Raw genomic sequence first — 17,343 nt, 5'->3', positions numbered from 1 at the left:
GCTATCGCTCGCCGGACGCCCGATCCTCGCCGGGCCGCGTCGGCACGGGGATCCGCTCCACCCGGACGGACCGGACCTCGTCGCGCGGCACGACGACCTCGTAGGCGCCGTGGTCCACCAGCCAGTAGCCCAGCGCCTCGGCCTTCACGCCGCTGTGCCCGGTGTACGCGATGTGCAGCCCGGCCATGTCGCCGGTGTCGTCCTCGTCCAGGACCAGGCAGGGCTCGCCACCGTACACGCCCACCGTGCGGAGCAGGGTCAGCCACTCCAGCTCGGCGCGCGGGACCTGCCGCCGCCAGTACCCCGCGGCCTGCGTGAAGCCGTCCTCCGGCGACTCGCTGAACAGGACCACGTCGTCGCTGTCCGGGCCGACGGCCGCCGCGTACGTCCGGCCGCGGTGGCCGGCGACGAAGCCCAGCCCGACCGGCTCGATGTCACTCATGCCACGCCCCGCTCCGTAGTCGTGGTGGATGCCTGTGGGAGTCTCCCGGTGAGGTCCGGGGCGCCGCGCGACGGCGCGGTGGCTCGCCCGGCCGGGCCGGCAAGGGGGATCACCGGCGCGATCACGCGGCCGGACGCCAGGACAGGCCGTCGTAGCGGGCGAAGACACGTTCCCCGCTCCCCGTCAGGTGGATGATCTCGGCCCCGGCGGGGATCGGCATGGGCATCGTGTGGAACTGCGGCACGGCGCCGTCCCCGGACGTGGTGAACCCGTTCCCCGCGAACGGCGGTGCATCGTTCCAGTCGCCGCCCATGTGCGGGCCGTACGGGACCACGTAGCGGTCGGTGTCGCGCGCCAGCCAGCGCATGATGTACAGCTCGGGCACCCCGGGCACCAGGTCGGACCCCTCGAACCGCAGGTCCAGGGCGCCGATCAGGGCCGTCGGCGTGGTCAGCCGGTCGCAGTCCCGCACCCGGTACACGTACCCGGAGACGATCGTCCGCTTACCCGACAGGTACGGCACGAGCAGTCGCGGCGGGATCACCTTCTGCATCGGCGTCCTGGGTCCCGGCTCGGTCATCAGAAACCTCCGAGGAAACCCCCGTCTTCAGGCGGGGGAGGAATCGGACTCCATGCGGAGCAGGGCAGGGGTAGGCGATTCGCCGCAAGGCGAACCGCCGCACGAACACACGCCGAACGTGCGAACATACGTACGAATCTCAACTGATCGATTACTAATATGTGAGGCATGGCGCAGATCGTGAAGCGGGCATACATGTACCGCTTCTATCCGACCCCCGGGCAGGCCGATTACCCCACCTTCAAGTCCCGGAAGAAGTCGCGGGCGTCGGCGGAGTACACCCGCTCGGCGTTCCGCTGGCGCGACGGCACCCTGACCCTGGCGAAGATGAGCGAGCCCTTGCGCATCGTGTGGTCGCGCCCCCTCCCCGAGGGAGCGGAGCCGTCCACGGTGACCGTCTCCCGCGACAGCGCAGGCCGGTGGTTCGTATCCATCCTCGTGGAGGAGATGATCCGCCCGCTCGACCCGACAGACAACCGGATGGGCGTGGACGCTGGGATTACCGCGCTCGTCACGCTCTCCACTGGGGAGAAGGTGACCAACCCCCGGCATGAGCGGGCCGACCGGCGGAAGCTGGCCAAGGCGCAGCGGGCACTCGCACGCAAGGCAAAGGGCAGCGCGAACCGGGCCAAGGCCCGTCTGAAGGTCGCCCGCGTGTACGCCCGAATCGCCGACCGCCGCCGTGACTTCCTGCACAAGCTGTCGACTCGTCTCGTCCGTGAGAACCAAACGGTCGTGATCGAGGACCTGACCGTCCGCACCATGGTGAGAAACCACACGCTGGCACGCGCTATCTCTGACGCGTCGTGGCGGGAACTGCGGTCGGCGTTGGAGTACAAGGCGGCCTGGTACGGGCGGGAACTCGTGGTCGTGGACCGTTGGTTTCCCTCGTCCAAGCTGTGCTCGGCGTGTGGCGCCTTGCAGGACACGATGCCACTGAACGTCCGCACCTGGGAGTGTGCCTGCGGCGCGTCCCATGACCGCGATGTGAACGCCGCGAAGAACATCCTCGCCGCCGGGCTGGCGGAGAGGTAAAACGCCTGTGGAGCTGGTGTAAGACCTCAACGGAGACCTCCGAGCGGGCAACCGGCGGTGAAGCAGGAAGGCCTACGGGCGACCGTGGGAATCCCCCTCCTTTAGGGGGAGGATGTCAAGACCGACAGTTTACGATCCGGCCGCCGTCTCCCCGGCGGGGCGGGAGAAAATGTCCGGCCTCCGGTGCGACAGCGCGGGAACCGCCCCGCGCACCTGCGCGGCGAGCGCCAGGTCGATCTCCCCCGTCAGCACGGCACGCCCGGGGCCGAGGTCGTGCCGTACGACCCCGAGGGGGTCGACCAGCATGCTCCGGCCGACGCCGAAGCCGTCCGAGGCTGCGGGGTTGGGCGCCTGGCCGACCGCGACCGTCCATGTGGTGTTCTCGATCGCGCGGGCCCGGACGAGGGTCGCCCAGTGCTCCTCCTTCATGGGCCCGGCCCCCCACGCGGCGATGACCGCGAACGTGTCCGCCCCCGCGTCGACCAGCGCCCTGGCCAGCTCGGGGAAACGCACGTCGTAACAGGTGATCAGACCGACGCGGAGCCCGGCCAGCTCGACGACCACGGGGACGTCACCCGCCAGGACGAGGTCGGACTCGCGGGCGCCGAACGAGTCGAAGAGGTGGATCTTCCGGTAGGCGGCCCTCAGCTCGCCGTCCTCGGAGATCGCGACGGCGGTGTTGCGCACGCGGCCGTCCCCGGGCTCGAAGGTCCCGGCGATGACGGCGGTCCCGAACTCGCGCGCCGCCTCGGCCAGCCCGGTCACGAACGGGCCGTCCAGCGGCTCGGCCGCCTCGGCCACCCCCCGGCCGAAACGGGTCAGCGTCGATTCGGGAAACACGGCCAGCTCGGCGTCCCGGGCCTCCGCCAGCGCCTCGCGGGCGGCTTCGAGGTTCGCCTTCGGGTCAGGGGAGATCGGGATCTGGCACAGGGCTACGCGAGTCACGCGTCCCAGTCTGCCCGCCGGGCGGTGGTCCCCACCATGCCGGGGCGCCGGGTCGTCATCCACAGCCCTGATCCGGAAGGAGCGTCCAACGGGTAAATTGCGAGCGTGAGAGAGCCTCTGGTGGCACGGATGCGCGAGTTCGGCACGACCGTCTTCGCGACCATGACGAGACTGGCCGTCGAGACCGGTTCGATCAATCTGGGGCAGGGCTTCCCGGACACCGACGGCCCCGAGGCGATGCTGGAGCGCGCCGTCGAGGCGATCCGCGGCGGTCTCAACCAGTACCCGCCGGGCCCGGGCGTCCCCGAGCTCAGGCACGCGGTGTCGGAGCACCAGAAGTCCTGCTACGGCCTCGACTACGATCCGGACGGCGAGGTGCTCGTCACGGTGGGCGCCACCGAGGCCATCGCGGCGGCGGTGCTCGCGCTGTGCGAGCCGGGTGACGAGGTGATCGTCTTCGAGCCCTACTACGACTCCTACGCGGCGGCGATCGCCCTGGCCGGAGCCGTCCGCGTCCCCGTGCCGCTGCGCGTGGCGGCCGGGAGGTTCACGTTCGACCCCGCCGAGCTGGCCGCCGCCGTCGGGCCCCGCACCCGGGCGATCCTCGTCAACTCGCCGCACAACCCCACCGGCACCGTGTTCACCCGCGAGGAGCTCGCGTCGATCGCGGCCCTGTGCGAGGAGCACGACCTGATCGCCGTCACCGACGAGGTGTACGAGCACCTCACCTTCGACGGGGTCGAGCACGTCCCGCTCGCGACCTTCCCCGGGATGCGCGACCGCACCGTCACCATCTCGTCGGCGGGCAAGACCTTCTCCGTGACCGGCTGGAAGGTCGGCTGGGTCTGCGCGCCGCACGCCGTGGTCGCCGCCGTTCAGGCGGTCAAGCAGTTCATGACGTTCACGGCCGGCGCCCCCTGGCAGCTCGCCGTCGCGTACGGCCTGCGGCACGAGATGGAATGGGTGGCCGCCCAGCGGGCGTCCCTCTCGGCCAAGCGCGACCGGCTGGCGGACGGACTGGCCGCGGCCGGCTTCGACGTGCTCCGGCCCGCCGGGACGTACTTCATCCAGGCCGACATCCGGCCGCTGGGGTTCGACGACGGCCTCGCCTTCGCGCGGCGGCTCCCGGAGCGCGCCGGCGTGGTCGCCATCCCCACGCAGGTCTTCTACGACCACGCGGAGTACGGCGCGCGGTATGTGCGGTTCGCCTTCTGCAAGCGCGACGAGGTCATCGACGAGGCCGTGGACCGCCTCAAGCGCCTCTGACCGTCGACAACCTCCACCGCTCCACCGGTCTGCCTTCGTCTGCTCTCGGCGGGTGGCGATGACCTGACATGTCCGTTGTCCGCCAGACGCAGTCATAGCGTCGGTCGTCTCTGCTTGATCCTCGGTGTCCGGATGTCAGACGAGGCGGACGGGGAGGCGCTTGGCCCGGATCGCGGACCGCACCGCGTCGGAGAGCCGGGCGTACTCGCCGGCGCGCGGAGACGTGGCCCGATAGGCAAGGCCGATGCGGCGGCCCGGAGGGCGGGCGAACCGGCGCAGCGCGATGCGGACCCGTTTGCCGGTCTCGACCGGCACGGCGAGCTCGGGGAGCAGTGTCACGCCGAGGCCGCCCGCCACGAGCTGGACCAGCGTCGGCAGGCCCGTCGCATAGGTCGTCATCGTGGCCTTCGTGCCGACCTCGCGGCAGACGTCGATGGCCTGCTCACGCAGGCAGTGGCCCTGGTTGAGCAGCACGATGTCGAGCCCCTTGAGCACATCACGGCCCAGCGGTCCGGTGTCGGCGGCGAGCGGATGGTCGTACGGCAGGGCGAGCAGGAAGTCCTCGTCGTACAGCGGTTCCTCGACCAGGCCGTTCGTCTCGGTCGGCAGGGCGAGCAGCACCATGTCGAGGCGGCCCTCGCGGACCTCCTCCAGGATCGTGTCCGTCTTGGCCTCGTGCACGGTCGGCTTCAGGCGCGGGAAGTCCTTGGCGAACATGGGGAGCAGCAGCGGCAGCAGGTAGGGTGCGACGGTCGGGATGACCCCCAGATGGACGGGGCCGCTGTACGGCTCCCGCGTCTCGGCGACGTCGCTGACCAGCTCGTCGAGACCGGCGAGGATCCGCGCGGCGTGCACGCTCACCCGCTCGCCCGCCGGTGTCAGCAGGACTCTACGGGTCGTACGCTCCAGCAGGCGGGTCTCCAGGGTCTCCTCCAGGGCGGAAACCGCGCTCGACAGCGCCGGCTGGCTCATCCTGAGGGTCGCGGCCGCCTCCCGGAAGTGCAGATGGTTGGCCACCGCGAGGAAGGCCCGCAGCTGAGCGATGGTGGGCACCGCCTCACTGATAAGAATCACCTCTCAGATTGGTCCGATTGCCGGATTTCTCGAATCAATGGTACGTGCGGCAGTCTGGGCACGACAACGTCGTCCTCAGGAAGGTGCCTGACATGCTCACCGTTGGTGACCAGTTCCCCGAATACGAGCTCACCGCCTGCGTCTCGCTGGACGCCGACAGCGCGTTCGAGACCATCCACCACAAGTCCTACGAAGGCAAGTGGCGGGTCGTCTTCTTCTGGCCCAAGGACTTCACCTTCGTCTGTCCGACCGAGATCGCCGAGTTCGGCCGTCTGAACGGCGAGTTCGCCGACCGCGACGCCCAGGTCCTCGGTGTGTCGGTCGACTCGGAGTTCGTCCACCACGCGTGGCGGAAGGACCACCCCGACCTGCGCGACCTCCCCTTCCCGATGCTGTCGGACATCAAGCGCGAGCTGTCCAGCGCCCTCGGCGTGCTCGGCGAGGACGGCGTCGCCCAGCGGGCCACCTTCATCGTGGACCCGAACAACGAGATCCAGTTCACGATGGTCACCGCCGGTTCCGTCGGCCGGAACGTCAAGGAGGTCCTGCGGGTCCTCGACGCCCTCCAGTCGGACGAGCTGTGCCCGTGCAACTGGAACAAGGGTGAGGACACCCTCGACGCCAAGAAGCTGCTGGCCGGCGCCTGATGTCCATCGACAACCTCAAGGAAGCGCTGCCCGCGTACGCCAAGGACCTCAAGCTCAACCTCGGCTCGCTGGTCACCACGTCGTCTCTGAGCGAGCAGCAGCTCTGGGGGACGCTGCTCGCCACCGCCGTGGCGACCAAGTCGCCGAAGGTGATCGCCGAGGTCGCGGCCGAGGCGGCGGACTACCTGTCCGCTGAGGCGTACACGGCGGCGAAGGCCGCCGCGAGCATCATGGCGATGAACAACGTCTACTACCGGACGACGCACCTGATCGGTGACGAGACGTACGCCACGATGCCCGCGAAGCTGCGGATGACGGTCATCGGCAACCCGGGCGTCGACAAGCTCGACTTCGAGCTGTGGAGCCTCGCCGTCAGCGCCATCGGCGGCTGCGGCACCTGCCTGGAGTCGCACGAGAAGGTCGTACGCAACGCCGGCCTGTCACGTGAGCAGGTCCAGGAGGCCGTGAGGATCGCGGCCGTGGTCAACGCGGTCGCGACCACGATCGAGGCCGAGGCCGTCTCCGTCGGGGGATGAGACGGCCGAGCCGCTGACGCGGCGGAGGACGGAGCGGCCGGGAGCTCGGTGAGAGCACCCGGCCGCTTCGCCTTTCCGCACTGGGGGCTCGCCGACGCGCGATGCGCCGGAGAGCGCGGCGGCCGAGCAGCTAGCGCTCCGTGCGGGTGGGGAGCATGTCGTCATCGGGGATGGACGCCAGAGCGCGCGGGCCGACGGCGGCCGTCTCGGACACTCCCGCCCAGCGCCTGAGCGTCGCGGTCGCCGCCTCGCGCTCGGCCGGGCTCAACTGGGCGATGTTCGCGCCGTGGTTGGCGCCGGGCGCGACGTACGAGTAGGAGTCGTTCCGGCTGGGCGTGAACTTCTCCGCGCTCCACGGATCGTTCTCGCCGTAGACGAACATCATCCGGCTCGCCTCCTTGCGCACCCAGTGGTCCACGTCGAGCATCCACTTCGGGTCGTGCCCGGGGCGCAGCTCAGGGGGGAGCACCGACGACGCCTGGTACAGGTCGGGGTAACGGGCCACGCCCTTCAGGTGCTTGAACTTCAGCGAGGGCCAGCCGAGCTGGTTGGCCGCCTGGTAGTAGTACGGCACGTAGTACTCGATGCCCTGGTCCGTGTAGAACGAGAAGCCGGCGATGTCGTCGATCCACTTGTAGATCTCGTCGTCGGTGGCGGTGGTGGCCGGCACCTTGGCGCAGTCGGACGCCCTGGAGTACTGCCAGAACGCCCACACCGTGTCGAGCACCGTCATCTCGAACGACCGGTCGGCGGTGCCGAGCGACCGGGCGAAGGTGAGCCCGTTCCGCGCGGCGGACTCCTCCAGCTTCGGCACCAGCCGGTCACGCCGCTTCAGCGCCTCCCTCTGCACGTCGTCCAGGGCGGTACGGCAGGCCGCGTCGGCCACGTTCGCGAAGAAGTCGTCGTAGGCCTTGTCGGAGGGGTTGACCCTGTCGTTGGGCGCGACATAGGCCACCACGCCCGCGAGGTCGTCGGGGTAGAAGCGCCGGTGGTAGACCGAGGTCATGCCGCCCTTGCTCGCGCCGGTCTGGATCCACTTCCCGGAGTAGATCGTCTTCAGCGCCTCGACGATCCGGTGCTCGTCGGTGGCCTCCTGCCAGATGTCGAGCTTGCTCCAGTCCGCGGGATCCGGGCGGGAGGTGCGGAAGAACCGGTGCTCCACGGAGACCTGGTTGCCGCTCAGGAGCCGGGTCGGCTCGGTCTGAGAGGCGCCGGGGTTGACCGGGAGGCCGTACCCGCCCGTGGCGAGCACGACCGGCGCGTCGGCCGAGCGGTGCAGCAGGGTGAACCGCTGCTGGAAGGTTCCCTTGCCCGGGTCGCGATGGTCGACCGGCTGGGTGAAGCTCAGGACGAAGAACCGATAGCCGGTCGGCCGGGTCTCCGAGACCACGGTCAGCCCGGGGATGGCCTTGAGCCTGGTGAGGAGCTCGTCCTCGGCCGCCGCCGTGGAGGCCGTGGGATCCGGCTCCGCCGCGGCGGGCGCGATGCCGCTCATGGTGATCGATCCGGCCGCGAGCACCGACAACATGAGGGCGGGGAGCACTCGGGTTCGCACTGTGTGTCTCCTTATGGGGCACGATGTGTCGAAGGAGAGTAATCAGCGCATTTTGATGAGGGCTAATCCCGGTTTCCCTAATACCGGAGTTATGGCTGAGATGGCTTTCGCCGCATTTAGCCGGATATGTCGTGAATCGACGGAGTGGACCGAGAGAGCGGGCCGTCGTGGCTCAGCCGGACCTCTGGCGGCCCGTTCCCCGGCCGGAAGGACATCCCGCCGCCTCGTGTGGGGCGACCCGATCTCGGCGACCCGACCGCGGCGGCCCGGTTTCCCGGCCCGGACACGGTGGCCCCGGACCGTCTTTCCGCCGCCGCGGTCGACGGCGGCGCCGTACGCTCGCCCGACTGCGCAAGGCTTGCCGAAGGATGAGGCAGCGGTGGGCGAAACTCGCCAATGAAGCCCGGTCGCCGGCTGGATAGTTTCGCGATGTGGGCGAACGCGTACTGATCGCACTGGGCGGAAACGCCATGACGTCTCCCGAGGGGAGCGCGTCTCCCGAGGACCAGCGGCAGGCGGTCGAACAGGCCATGACGCACGTCGCCGCGCTGATCCTGGCCGGACACGACGTGATGCTGACCCACGGGAACGGGCCGCAGGTCGGCAACATCCTGCTGAAGAACCAGCTCGCCGCGCACGTCGTGCCGCCGGTGCCGCTCGACTGGTGCGTGGCCCAGACGCAGGGCACGATCGGCGTTCTGATGATGAACGCGCTGGAACGCGCGCTCGCGCCCCGGCCCGCCCGGGTGGCCACCGTGGTCACCCGGACCCTGGTCGACCGCGCGGACCGGGCCTTCGCCGATCCGGTCAAGCCGATCGGGCAGTACTTCCCGGAGGAGGACGCCCGCCGCCTCGAGAAGCTCGGGCAGACCTGGAAACGCTTCGAACGCGGCTGGCGCAGGGTCGTCGCCTCGCCCGAGCCGATCGAGATCCTCGACGCCGATCCGGCCATCACGCTGATGGAGGCGGGCCACACCGTCGTCGCGGCCGGAGGAGGCGGTGTGCCGGTCGTCCGCACCGCCGACGGGACGCTGGAGGGCGTCGAGGCCGTCATCGACAAGGACCTCGCCGCCGCGGCGCTGGCGAAAGCCGTACGGGCGACCGTGCTGGTCATCGCGACGGACGTTCCGGGGGCGGTCGCCGGGTTCGGCACGCCCGCCGCGCGCCCCATCGGCAGAGTCGGTCTCGGCGAGTTGCGGCTGCTTCAGGCCGCCGGGCACTTCGCGAGCGGCAGCATGGGACCCAAAGTGGAGGCCGCGCTGCGCTTCGTCGCGGACGGCGGGCGCCGAGCCGTGATCACCTCGCTTGAACACATCGGTACGGCGCTCCGTGAGGCGACGGGCGGGGCCGGGGCGACCGGTCCGACCGGTGGGAGGGGGATGACCGGGGCGACGGGCCCGACCGCCTCGGCGGGGGTGATCGGAACGATCCTCGAGAAGTGAGCCGCTCACGCCGCCATGGCGGGCCGGGCACGGCGCAGGCCCGCCCGACGCGCCGGCCGCCGGTCACGACACGCCGCCCGCTACGGCACAGAGCCGGTCGCCCGCAGAGGCGAAGCCGGAGCCGGAGCCGGGGGAGTCGGAGTCGCCGGCCGAGTCCGTCCACAAGCCGGAGCTTGTCCACAGGCGGGACCGACCCGCGAGAAGAGCCGACCGCAAGCACGTACAACAAAGAGCGTGACACCCGAGCCAGACAACGAAAGGTGCAGGAGATGCCGGATCCGATCGAGGTACGCAAGGTCACCATCGAGAGCGTGACCGACGCCTCCGGGCTCGCGAAACTGATCGACGACGGAGTGATCGAGGCCGACCGCGTGCTCGCCGTGATCGGCAAGACCGAGGGCAACGGCGGTGTGAACGACTACACCCGCATCCTGGCCGACCGCGCCTTCCGCGAGGTCCTGGTCAGCAAGGGGACGAGGACGGAGGATGAGGTCAAGCAGGTGCCCCTCGTCTGGTCCGGCGGCACCGACGGCGTGCTCAGCCCGCACGCCACGATCTTCGCGACCGTCGACCCCGCGACCGCGGTGCGGACCGACGAGCCGCGGCTCAGCGTGGGTGTCGCGATGAGCGAGGTGATCCTGCCCGAGGACATCGGCCGCCCGGCCATGGTGGAGAAGGTCGCCAGGGGAGTCCGCGAGGCGATGAAGATCGCGGGCATCGACGACCCGGCGGACGTGCACTACGTGCAGACCAAGACGCCGCTGCTGACGCTCGCGACCATCACGGACGCCAAGGAGCGCGGCCACACGGTCGTCACCGAGGACACGCTCAAGTCGATGGACATCTCGAACTCCACGACCGCGCTCGGCATCGCCGTCGCACTCGGGGAGATCGAGATGCCGACGGCCGAGCAGATCCACAAGGACCTGTCGCTCTACTCGTCCGTGGCCTCGTGCTCGTCGGGTGTCGAGCTCGACCAGGCCCAGATCGTCGTCATCGGGAACGTGCGCGGCATCGGCGGCCGCTATCGTGCCGGGCACTCCGTGATGAAGGACGCGCTGGACGCCGACGGCATCTGGGAGGCGATCCGCGACGCGGGCATCGAGCTGCCGGACCGGCCGCACCCGAGCGACCTCGGCGGACGGCTGGTCAACGTCTTCATGAAGTGCGAGGCCGACCCCTCCGGGCGGGTGCGCGGACGCCGCAACATCATGCTGGACGACTCCGACGTGCACTGGCACCGCCAGATCAAGGCCACCGTCGGCGGTGTCGCGGCGTCGGTGACCGGAGACCCGGCGATCTTCGTGTCGGTCGCCGCCGTGCACCAGGGGCCTTCCGGTGGCGGTCCCGTCATCGCGATCGCCGACCTCTCCTGAGCCGACACCCGGCCCTGTCCTCACGCGTCCGTTCCGGCCCTGCCGTGCGGTGTCCGCCCAGGACGGCCTGACATGTGCCGGGGGCACGGACCGCCCGACGACGTGCGGTCCGTGCCCCCTCCGACCGGTGTGAGGAGGGGGCACGGAGGCGGGTAGGCTCGCCATTCGTGCTGACCATTCCGCAGCCGCTCGCGCCCGATGACGACGGCAGCGCCGACGCCGCCGTCGCCTCCGCCCTCTCCGCGTTCCAGGCCGGTACGGCTTCCGCCGCCGACGTGTTGCCCGCGATCAGCCGGGCCCGGCTGCTCGTGCCCGTCGTGGCGTTGCTCACCGAGTCCGAGATCGGCGACCACGGGCTGAAGCAGGAGAAGGAAAGCGAGATGGCGCTGCCCAAGCTCGTCGGCAAGGACGGGCGTGAGGCCGTTCTCGCCTTCACGGGCACCGAGGCGCTGAAGACGTGGCGCCCGGACGCGCGGCCCATCCAGGCGACCGGCCCGCAGGTGTGCCAGGCCGCGCGCCAGGAGAACGCGGCGGCCGTGGTGATCGATGTCGCAGGGCCGATCCCGTTCGTGATCGAAGGCGGGATGCTGCAGACCCTCGCCGCGATCGAGGACGTCAAGCGCGACCCCTCCGCCCTGGACGGCCTCGCCGACGCGGTGCCCGGGATCACGATCACCAAGATCGGCGAAGCCGCGCCCCGGCGCCGCTGGTTCCGGCGCAAGCGGACCTGACCGCGCTTCGCCCGTCCGGCCGGGTGCCGCTCCGCTGGTCGGTTCGTGCGCCTTGCCCAGGATGGTGAATGCCACCTCGACGCACGCGCCGATGCAGTAGGCGAGGGGTGCCTTCCTCGGCATGTGAGTGTCACTTCTTCCGGTGGTCCGGCGCGATCCGGCCGACACGGGTTCTTCCGGTGGTCCGGCGCGATCGGCCGACGCGGGTTAGGGTCTCGGCGTGCCCGTCACCGCTGTCGCCGCCGCCTGCCTGGCCGGGGCGGCCGGGTTGGTCGGATCGGCCGTCGGAGCGTACGCGCGTGCCTTCGCCGACGGGTTCGGCGAGCGTCCCGAGGCCCCGGTGCGCGAGGCGCGGGACGCCTTCGCCCGGGCGGCGCGGATCCCGCCCCTTCCGCGTCGGCCGTACGTCGTCGAGGGCGTGACGGCGGTCGTCTTCGGGCTGGTGACCTGGCGGGCCGCCGGCCTGACCCCGGACCGGTGGCCGGACTCGGGGCTGGAAGCGGTGCTGGAGCCCGGAACGGCGCCGGCCGCCGGAGCGGGCGCGGGAACGGGCGCCGGCACGACTGTCTTCCTGGTGGCGATGACGGCGGCCCTGCTGTACGCGGCGGCCGCCGGGGTGACGCTCAGCGTGATCGACTGGCGGACCCGGAGGCTACCGGACGCGATCACCCTGCCGTCCGTTCCGGTGCTGGCCGTCCTGCTCGCGCCCACCGGCCGCCTCGGCGCGGCGCTGCTCTGCGGGCTCGCCCTCGCGGCGGCGTACGCGCTGCTGTGGTTCGTGCGCCCGGCGGCGCTGGGGCTGGGCGACGTGAAGCTGGCCGTGCCGGTCGGCATGGTGACCGGAGCCGTCGGGGTGGACGCCGTGATCCTCGCGGCCGTCGGGGCACACGTCCTCGGCGCCCTGTACGCCGTCGGGCTGCTGGTCACGGGGAGGGCGACCCGGACGAGCGAGTTCCCGTTCGGCCCGTTCATGCTCGGCGCCGCGCTGCTCGCGGTGGTGCTGCCCGTCGCCTGAACCCGGGGACTCGGATCCGTTGAACAGGAGCTCGGAATCGCCTGGGCGGGTGGCTCGGTGTCCCTGAACCCGGGGGCCGGACCCCTTGGACAGGAGCTCGGAATGCCCTCAGCGGGTGGCTCGGCTCCCCTGAACAGAGGGTTCGGACGAGATCGCCGTCTCGCCTGGTGAGCGGGAGGGACGTCGCAGTGTGGGACACATGGAAGACTTGTCATCATGCTGCGCTGGTTGACCGCCGGGGAGTCCCATGGCCCCGAACTCGTCGCGATCCTCGAAGGACTGCCCGCCGGGGTGGAGGTGACCACGGCCGACCTGGACGATGCGCTGCGCCGTCGCCGCCTCGGTTACGGCCGTGGGGCGCGGATGAAGTTCGAGCAGGACGTCGTGACCGTGGTCGGCGGCGTCCGGCACGGCCGCACGCTCGGCTCGCCCGTCGCCGTGAGGATCGGCAACACGGAGTGGCCCAAGTGGGAGACCGTGATGGCCGCCGACCCGGTGGACCCGGCGGTGCTCGAGGGCCAGGCGCGCAACGCGCCCAGGTCGCGACCCCGGCCGGGCCACGCCGACCTCGCCGGGATGCAGAAGTACGGCTTCGACGACGCCCGTCCCGTGCTCGACCGGGCGAGCGCGCGGGAGACCGCGGCCCGGGTCGCTCTCGGCCAGGTCGCCCGCAACTTCCTCAAGCAGGCGCTCGGCGTCGAGATCGTCAGCCACGTGGTCTCCATCGGCGGCGCGGCCGCCCCCGAGGGTGTGATCCCCGAGCCCAAGGACCTCGCCGCCGTCGACGAGGATCCGGTGCGCTGCTTCGACCCGGCCGCGAGCGCCGCCATGGTCGCCGAGATCGACAAGGCCCACAAGGACGGCGACACGCTGGGCGGCGTCGTCGAGGTCGTCGCGTACGGGCTTCCGCCGGGCATCGGCGGCTACGGGCAGTGGGACCGGCGCGTGGACGCCCGCCTCGCGGGCGCGCTCATGGGCATCCAGGCGATCAAGGGCGTCGCCGTCGGAGACGGGTTCGAGACGGCCCGCCGTCCCGGGTCCCGCGCTCACGACGAGATCGTCAACACGCCGGACGGCGTGCGCAGGGTCACCAACCGCGCCGGCGGCATCGAGGGCGGCATGACCAACGGCGAGCCGTTGCGGGTCAGCGCCGCGATGAAGCCGATCTCCACCGTGCCGCGGGCGCTCGCCACGGTCGACGTGCTGACCGGTGAGGCCGCCAAGGCGCACCACGAGCGGTCGGACGTGTGCGCGGTGCCCGCGGCCGCCATCGTGGCCGAGGCGATGGTCGCCCTGGTGCTCGCCGACACGGCCCTGGAGAAGTTCGGCGGCGACTCGGTGGAGGAGGTCGCCAGGAACCTGTCCGGCTACCTCTCCTCCCTGATCATCAAGTAGCCGCCAAGGACGGCGGGACAGCTCCACGACATCCGCGTACGCCCGGCCCGGTGGGGGCCGGAAAGGCTCGATAAGGTTCGTGACCATGCAATCGGCAGAACAGCGGCGGCCCGCCGCGGTCCTCATCGGACCGCCGGGATCAGGCAAGACCACGATCGGCACCTTGCTGGCCGAGCACCTCGGCGTCGGGTTCCGCGACACGGACGCCGACGTCGAGGCGGTCGCGGGCAAGTCGGTGAGCGACGTGTTCGTCGAGGACGGCGAGGAGCGGTTCCGCGAGCTGGAGGCGGTCGCCGTACGGACCGCCCTTGAGGAGCACGAGGGTGTCCTGTCGCTGGGCGGCGGTGCGATCCTCGACGCTTCGACCCAGGAGGCGCTCGCCGGGCACCGGGTCGTCTACCTGCAGGTGAAGCTCGACCAGGCGGTCAAGCGGGTCGGGCTCGCCTCCGCCCGCCCGCTGCTCGTGCTGAACCCGCGCAGCCGGCTCAGGAAGCTGATGGAGGAACGCCGGCCGATCTACGAGCGGCTGGCCAGGGTGATCGTGGTCACCGACGAGCGCGAGCCCGCCGACATCGTCGCCGAGATCGCGAAGGAGCTGGGATGAGCGGCCACCGGGCCCACCGCGGCCACCGCGCGCACGGGGTCCGCCCTGCCGATCGCGCGGGCCGCACCCGGGCGTACACGGCGCCGCTCGCCGTCCCTCGCGTGCCGTCGCGTTCCGGTGAGGTGGCGTCGTGACCGCCACGCGCATCACCGTCCGGGGGGACAGCCCGTACGACGTGGTCGTCGGCACCGGCATCCTCGGGGAGCTGCCCGGGCTGCTCAGCGCCGCGGTGCGCACCGTCGCGGTGATCCACCCGGCGAGCCTGCCCGAGATCTCCCGCCCGGTCTGCGGCGTGCTGGAGTCGGCCGGATACGAGGTCGTCGCGCTGCCCGTGCCCGACGGCGAGCAGGCCAAGTCGGTCCATGTCGCCGCCGAGCTGTGGTCGTCGCTCGGCCGGTACGGTGTGACGAGGTCCGACGCGGTCGTCGGCGTCGGCGGGGGAGCGACCACCGACCTCGCCGGTTTCGTGGCGGCCACCTGGCTGCGCGGCATCCAGGTCGTGCAGGTCCCCACCACGCTGCTCGCGATGGTCGACGCGGCCGTCGGCGGCAAGACCGGCATCAACACCCCCGAGGGCAAGAACCTGGTCGGCTCCTTCCACCCGCCGAAGGGCGTCCTGTGCGACCTCGCCACGCTGGTCACCGTGCCGCGGGAGGACTACGTCGCGGGTCTCGCCGAGATCATCAAGGGGGGTTTCATCGCGGACCCGGAGATCCTCCGGCTGATCGAGGACGACCCGGCCGGCGCCTGCACCCCCGAGGGCGGCCACACGCGTGAGCTGATCGAACGGAAGGTCCAGGTCAAGGCCGACGTCGTCGGGGCCGACCTGCGTGAGAGCGGGCTCAGAGAGATCCTCAACTACGGCCACACGCTCGCCCACGCGATCGAGCGGGTCGAGGACTACCACATCCGGCACGGCGAGGCCGTCGCCATCGGCCTGGTCTACGCCGCGGAGCTGTCCCGGCTGGACGGCCGGATCGGCAGCGACATCGTCGAGCGGACGCGGTCCATCCTCACCTCCGTCGGTCTTCCCACCGCGTACCGGCGGGAGGCGTGGCCCGCGCTGCGCGACCACATGCGGGTCGACAAGAAGAGCCGGGGAGCGCGGCTGCGGTTCGTGGTGCTGGACGGGCTCGCCCGGCCGTCCCGGCTGGAGGACCCGGCCGAGGAACTGCTGGAGGCCGCCTACCACGAGGTCGCCCGGTGAACGTCGTGCGTTTTCCCGGGGTATGCGGCCCCGGCTCCTCCGACTCCGGCTCACATGTGAAGGCGGTGCTCCGATGAGGCCCGTGCTGGTCCTGAACGGTCCCAACCTGGGACGCCTGGGAAGCCGCGAGCCGGACGTGTACGGCGCGCAGACCCTGGAGGACCTGGCCGCGCTCTGCCGCGAGACCGGCCGCGAGCTGGGGCTGTCCGTCGAGGTCCGGCAGACCGACGACGAGGCGGAGCTCATCGGGTGGATTCACGAGGCGGCGGACGGCAAGATCCCCGTCGTGCTCAACCCCGCCGCGTTCACGCACTACTCGTACGCGCTGCGCGACGCCATCGCCCAGCGGACCGCGCCGCTCGTGGAGGTGCACATCTCCAACCCGAACGCGCGCGAGGAGTTCCGGCACACCTCGGTCGTGGCGGCCGTCGCCACGGGCACGATCGCCGGGTTCGGCATGAGCTCGTACGTCCTCGCGCTGCGGGCGATCGCCGAGCTCCAGGACTGACGGGCACCCCGCGTTTCGCCCGAGCGACCGGCATGGGGAAAACTAGACGAAAGCTCGGTTGATTCGTGCCGTTCCGCGGCGCGAATCGCCGGCGCCGGTCGAGGAAGGGCTGACAAGAGGGGGTTGGCGTGGCCTACACGTCGTTCGTGGCCGTCGGGGACAGCTTCACCGAGGGGCTCAACGACCCCCCGGTCGCCGCGGCGGGCGCGAGCCCCGGGGAGGCCGAGAGGTACCGCGGCTGGGCCGACCGCGTGGCCGAACGTCTCGGACGGCTGCAGCCCGGCTTCCGATACGCCAACCTGGCGGTCCGCGGGAAGCTCCTCGACCAGATCGTCGAGCATCAGGTGCCCCTCGCCATCGGGATGAGGCCCGATCTCATCAGTTTCTGCGCCGGAGGCAACGACCTGCTCCGTCCGGGCAGCGACCCGGACCGGATGGCCAAGAAGCTGGCGGCGGCCGTACGCGATCTGCGCGGCAGCGGCGCGGAGGTGCTGCTGTTCACCGGGGTCGATCCGCGCGACACGCCGATCATGCGGCGGGCGCGGGGCAAGTTCGCCACGTTCTACCTGCACATCCGCTCGATCGCCGACCTGTACGGCTGCCGCCTCGTCGACCAGTGGTCGATGCAGGGGCTGCGCGACTGGCGGGCGTGGAGCGAGGACCGGTTGCACATGAACGAGCACGGCCACCGCATGGTCGCGGCGAAGGTCCTCGACGTGCTCGGCGTGCCGGGCGAGGACACGTGGCGCGCGGAGTGGCCGCCGCGCGAGGAGGTCGACGCTCGGGCGAAGCGCCGTGAGGACGCGCTGTGGGTGCGGGAGCACCTCGTCCCGTGGATCGGTCGCCGGCTCACCGGAAAGTCGTCAGGTGACGGTCTCGCCGCCAAGCGCCCCGATTTGATGCCGGTCGATTCCGGCGATTTGTAAATATTTGTGGGTGTCGGGAGTCAGTTAACCGGGAAATGACGGCTGGGGGAATTCCGGCG

General features: G+C 71.1%; 17 protein-coding genes and 1 pseudogene. 13 read left to right on the top strand and 5 right to left on the bottom strand.

The genetic code is table 11. The features are described from left to right. Position 1 precedes the first annotated feature (1 nt). The gene (locus AWQ70_RS14785; RefSeq protein ID WP_067175828.1) at positions 2–442 is read right to left on the bottom strand and encodes a hypothetical protein; all 441 of its coding nucleotides are present in this window, start codon (positions 440–442) and stop codon (positions 2–4) included. A 121-nt stretch (positions 443–563) separates the two neighbouring features. Then, entirely contained in the window at positions 564–1,022 is a 459-nt protein-coding gene (locus AWQ70_RS14780; protein WP_245646963.1) for a hypothetical protein, read from the bottom strand. Positions 1,023–1,244: 222 nt separating this feature from the next. On the opposite strand from AWQ70_RS14780, the pseudogene AWQ70_RS14775 reads away from it, so the two are divergent. After that, positions 1,245–2,162 (top strand): annotated as a pseudogene (locus AWQ70_RS14775) (RNA-guided endonuclease InsQ/TnpB family protein); the annotation flags it as partial. A 24-nt stretch (positions 2,163–2,186) separates the two neighbouring features. On the opposite strand, the gene AWQ70_RS14770 reads toward AWQ70_RS14775, so the two are convergent. Continuing rightward, on the bottom strand, positions 2,187–3,002 hold the full coding sequence (locus AWQ70_RS14770) for a carbon-nitrogen hydrolase family protein (protein WP_067175823.1): 816 nt from the start codon (positions 3,000–3,002) through the stop codon (positions 2,187–2,189). Between the two features lie 105 nt (positions 3,003–3,107). Here AWQ70_RS14770 and AWQ70_RS14765 point away from each other — a divergent pair, with 105 nt between their 5' ends. Continuing rightward, a complete protein-coding gene (locus AWQ70_RS14765; RefSeq protein WP_084517066.1) occupies positions 3,108–4,268 on the top strand; it encodes a pyridoxal phosphate-dependent aminotransferase in 1,161 nt (386 codons plus the stop codon). A 135-nt stretch (positions 4,269–4,403) separates the two neighbouring features. Here the strand turns inward: AWQ70_RS14765 and AWQ70_RS14760 are convergent, their stop codons facing one another. After that, positions 4,404–5,321 (bottom strand): LysR substrate-binding domain-containing protein, encoded by a 918-nt coding sequence (locus AWQ70_RS14760; RefSeq protein ID WP_245646962.1) that lies wholly within the window; start codon positions 5,319–5,321, stop codon positions 4,404–4,406. A 113-nt stretch (positions 5,322–5,434) separates the two neighbouring features. Between AWQ70_RS14760 and AWQ70_RS14755 the strand changes: the two genes are divergently transcribed. Continuing rightward, on the top strand, positions 5,435–5,989 hold the full coding sequence (locus tag AWQ70_RS14755; RefSeq protein WP_067175818.1) for a peroxiredoxin: 555 nt from the start codon (positions 5,435–5,437) through the stop codon (positions 5,987–5,989). Continuing rightward, the gene (gene ahpD, locus AWQ70_RS14750) at positions 5,989–6,525 is read left to right on the top strand and encodes an alkylhydroperoxidase, AhpD family (protein ID WP_067175815.1); all 537 of its coding nucleotides are present in this window, start codon (positions 5,989–5,991) and stop codon (positions 6,523–6,525) included. Before AWQ70_RS14755 ends, ahpD begins: the two co-directional genes overlap by 1 nt. 130 nt (positions 6,526–6,655) lie before the next feature. Here the strand turns inward: ahpD and AWQ70_RS14745 are convergent, their stop codons facing one another. Next, positions 6,656–8,080 carry a S28 family serine protease gene (locus AWQ70_RS14745; RefSeq protein ID WP_084517062.1) on the bottom strand — a complete coding sequence of 475 codons (1,425 nt, stop codon included), beginning with the start codon at positions 8,078–8,080 and terminating at the stop codon, positions 6,656–6,658. Positions 8,081–8,511: 431 nt separating this feature from the next. Between AWQ70_RS14745 and AWQ70_RS14740 the strand changes: the two genes are divergently transcribed. From AWQ70_RS14740 to AWQ70_RS14700, 9 genes are all read left to right on the top strand, one after another. Next, entirely contained in the window at positions 8,512–9,522 is a 1,011-nt protein-coding gene (locus tag AWQ70_RS14740; RefSeq protein WP_281196935.1) for a carbamate kinase, read from the top strand. A 269-nt stretch (positions 9,523–9,791) separates the two neighbouring features. After that, positions 9,792–10,898 carry a barbiturase gene (gene bar / locus AWQ70_RS14735; RefSeq protein WP_067175946.1) on the top strand — a complete coding sequence of 369 codons (1,107 nt, stop codon included), beginning with the start codon at positions 9,792–9,794 and terminating at the stop codon, positions 10,896–10,898. Positions 10,899–11,065: 167 nt separating this feature from the next. Continuing rightward, positions 11,066–11,629 (top strand): SseB family protein, encoded by a 564-nt coding sequence (locus AWQ70_RS14730; RefSeq protein WP_067175812.1) that lies wholly within the window; start codon positions 11,066–11,068, stop codon positions 11,627–11,629. 220 nt (positions 11,630–11,849) lie between these two features. Continuing rightward, on the top strand, positions 11,850–12,644 hold the full coding sequence (locus AWQ70_RS14725) for a prepilin peptidase (protein ID WP_067175808.1): 795 nt from the start codon (positions 11,850–11,852) through the stop codon (positions 12,642–12,644). Between the two features lie 216 nt (positions 12,645–12,860). Further along, a complete protein-coding gene (gene aroC, locus AWQ70_RS14720) occupies positions 12,861–14,039 on the top strand; it encodes a chorismate synthase (protein ID WP_067175805.1) in 1,179 nt (392 codons plus the stop codon). A gap of 85 nt (positions 14,040–14,124) precedes the next feature. Continuing rightward, positions 14,125–14,643, top strand: a complete 519-nt coding sequence (locus AWQ70_RS14715) for a shikimate kinase (protein ID WP_067175943.1) — start codon at positions 14,125–14,127, stop codon at positions 14,641–14,643. Between the two features lie 130 nt (positions 14,644–14,773). After that, positions 14,774–15,850: a 3-dehydroquinate synthase gene (aroB, locus tag AWQ70_RS14710; protein WP_067175802.1), complete on the top strand. Its 1,077-nt coding sequence runs from the start codon at positions 14,774–14,776 to the stop codon at positions 15,848–15,850. Positions 15,851–15,923: 73 nt separating this feature from the next. Then, complete coding sequence (gene aroQ / locus AWQ70_RS14705; protein ID WP_067175798.1) at positions 15,924–16,358, top strand: type II 3-dehydroquinate dehydratase; 435 nt, start codon at positions 15,924–15,926, stop codon at positions 16,356–16,358. A gap of 128 nt (positions 16,359–16,486) precedes the next feature. Beyond that, positions 16,487–17,284, top strand: coding sequence for an SGNH/GDSL hydrolase family protein (locus AWQ70_RS14700; protein WP_067175795.1), 798 nt, complete (start codon positions 16,487–16,489; stop codon positions 17,282–17,284). Positions 17,285–17,343 lie beyond the last annotated feature (59 nt).

Origin of the sequence: Microtetraspora niveoalba, from assembly GCF_001570405.1 — a bacterium.
GTDB classification, from domain to species: domain Bacteria; phylum Actinomycetota; class Actinomycetes; order Streptosporangiales; family Streptosporangiaceae; genus Microtetraspora; species Microtetraspora niveoalba.
The sequence above is the reverse complement of the archived record's forward strand: the minus strand, read 5'-3'. Positions and strand labels throughout refer to the sequence as shown.

Excerpts from the sequence above, each read along its gene's own strand:
- AWQ70_RS14780 (WP_245646963.1), bottom strand. The coding sequence starts at position 1,022 with ATGACCGAGCCGGGACCCAGGACGCCGATGCAGAAGGTGATCCCGCCG.
- ahpD (WP_067175815.1), top strand. The coding sequence starts at position 5,989 with ATGTCCATCGACAACCTCAAGGAAGCGCTGCCCGCGTACGCCAAGGAC.
- AWQ70_RS14715 (WP_067175943.1), top strand. The coding sequence starts at position 14,125 with ATGCAATCGGCAGAACAGCGGCGGCCCGCCGCGGTCCTCATCGGACCG.
- aroQ (WP_067175798.1), top strand. The coding sequence starts at position 15,924 with ATGAGGCCCGTGCTGGTCCTGAACGGTCCCAACCTGGGACGCCTGGGA.
- AWQ70_RS14755 (WP_067175818.1), top strand. The coding sequence starts at position 5,435 with ATGCTCACCGTTGGTGACCAGTTCCCCGAATACGAGCTCACCGCCTGC.
- AWQ70_RS14785 (WP_067175828.1), bottom strand. The coding sequence starts at position 442 with ATGAGTGACATCGAGCCGGTCGGGCTGGGCTTCGTCGCCGGCCACCGC.
- aroC (WP_067175805.1), top strand. The coding sequence starts at position 12,861 with ATGCTGCGCTGGTTGACCGCCGGGGAGTCCCATGGCCCCGAACTCGTC.
- bar (WP_067175946.1), top strand. The coding sequence starts at position 9,792 with ATGCCGGATCCGATCGAGGTACGCAAGGTCACCATCGAGAGCGTGACC.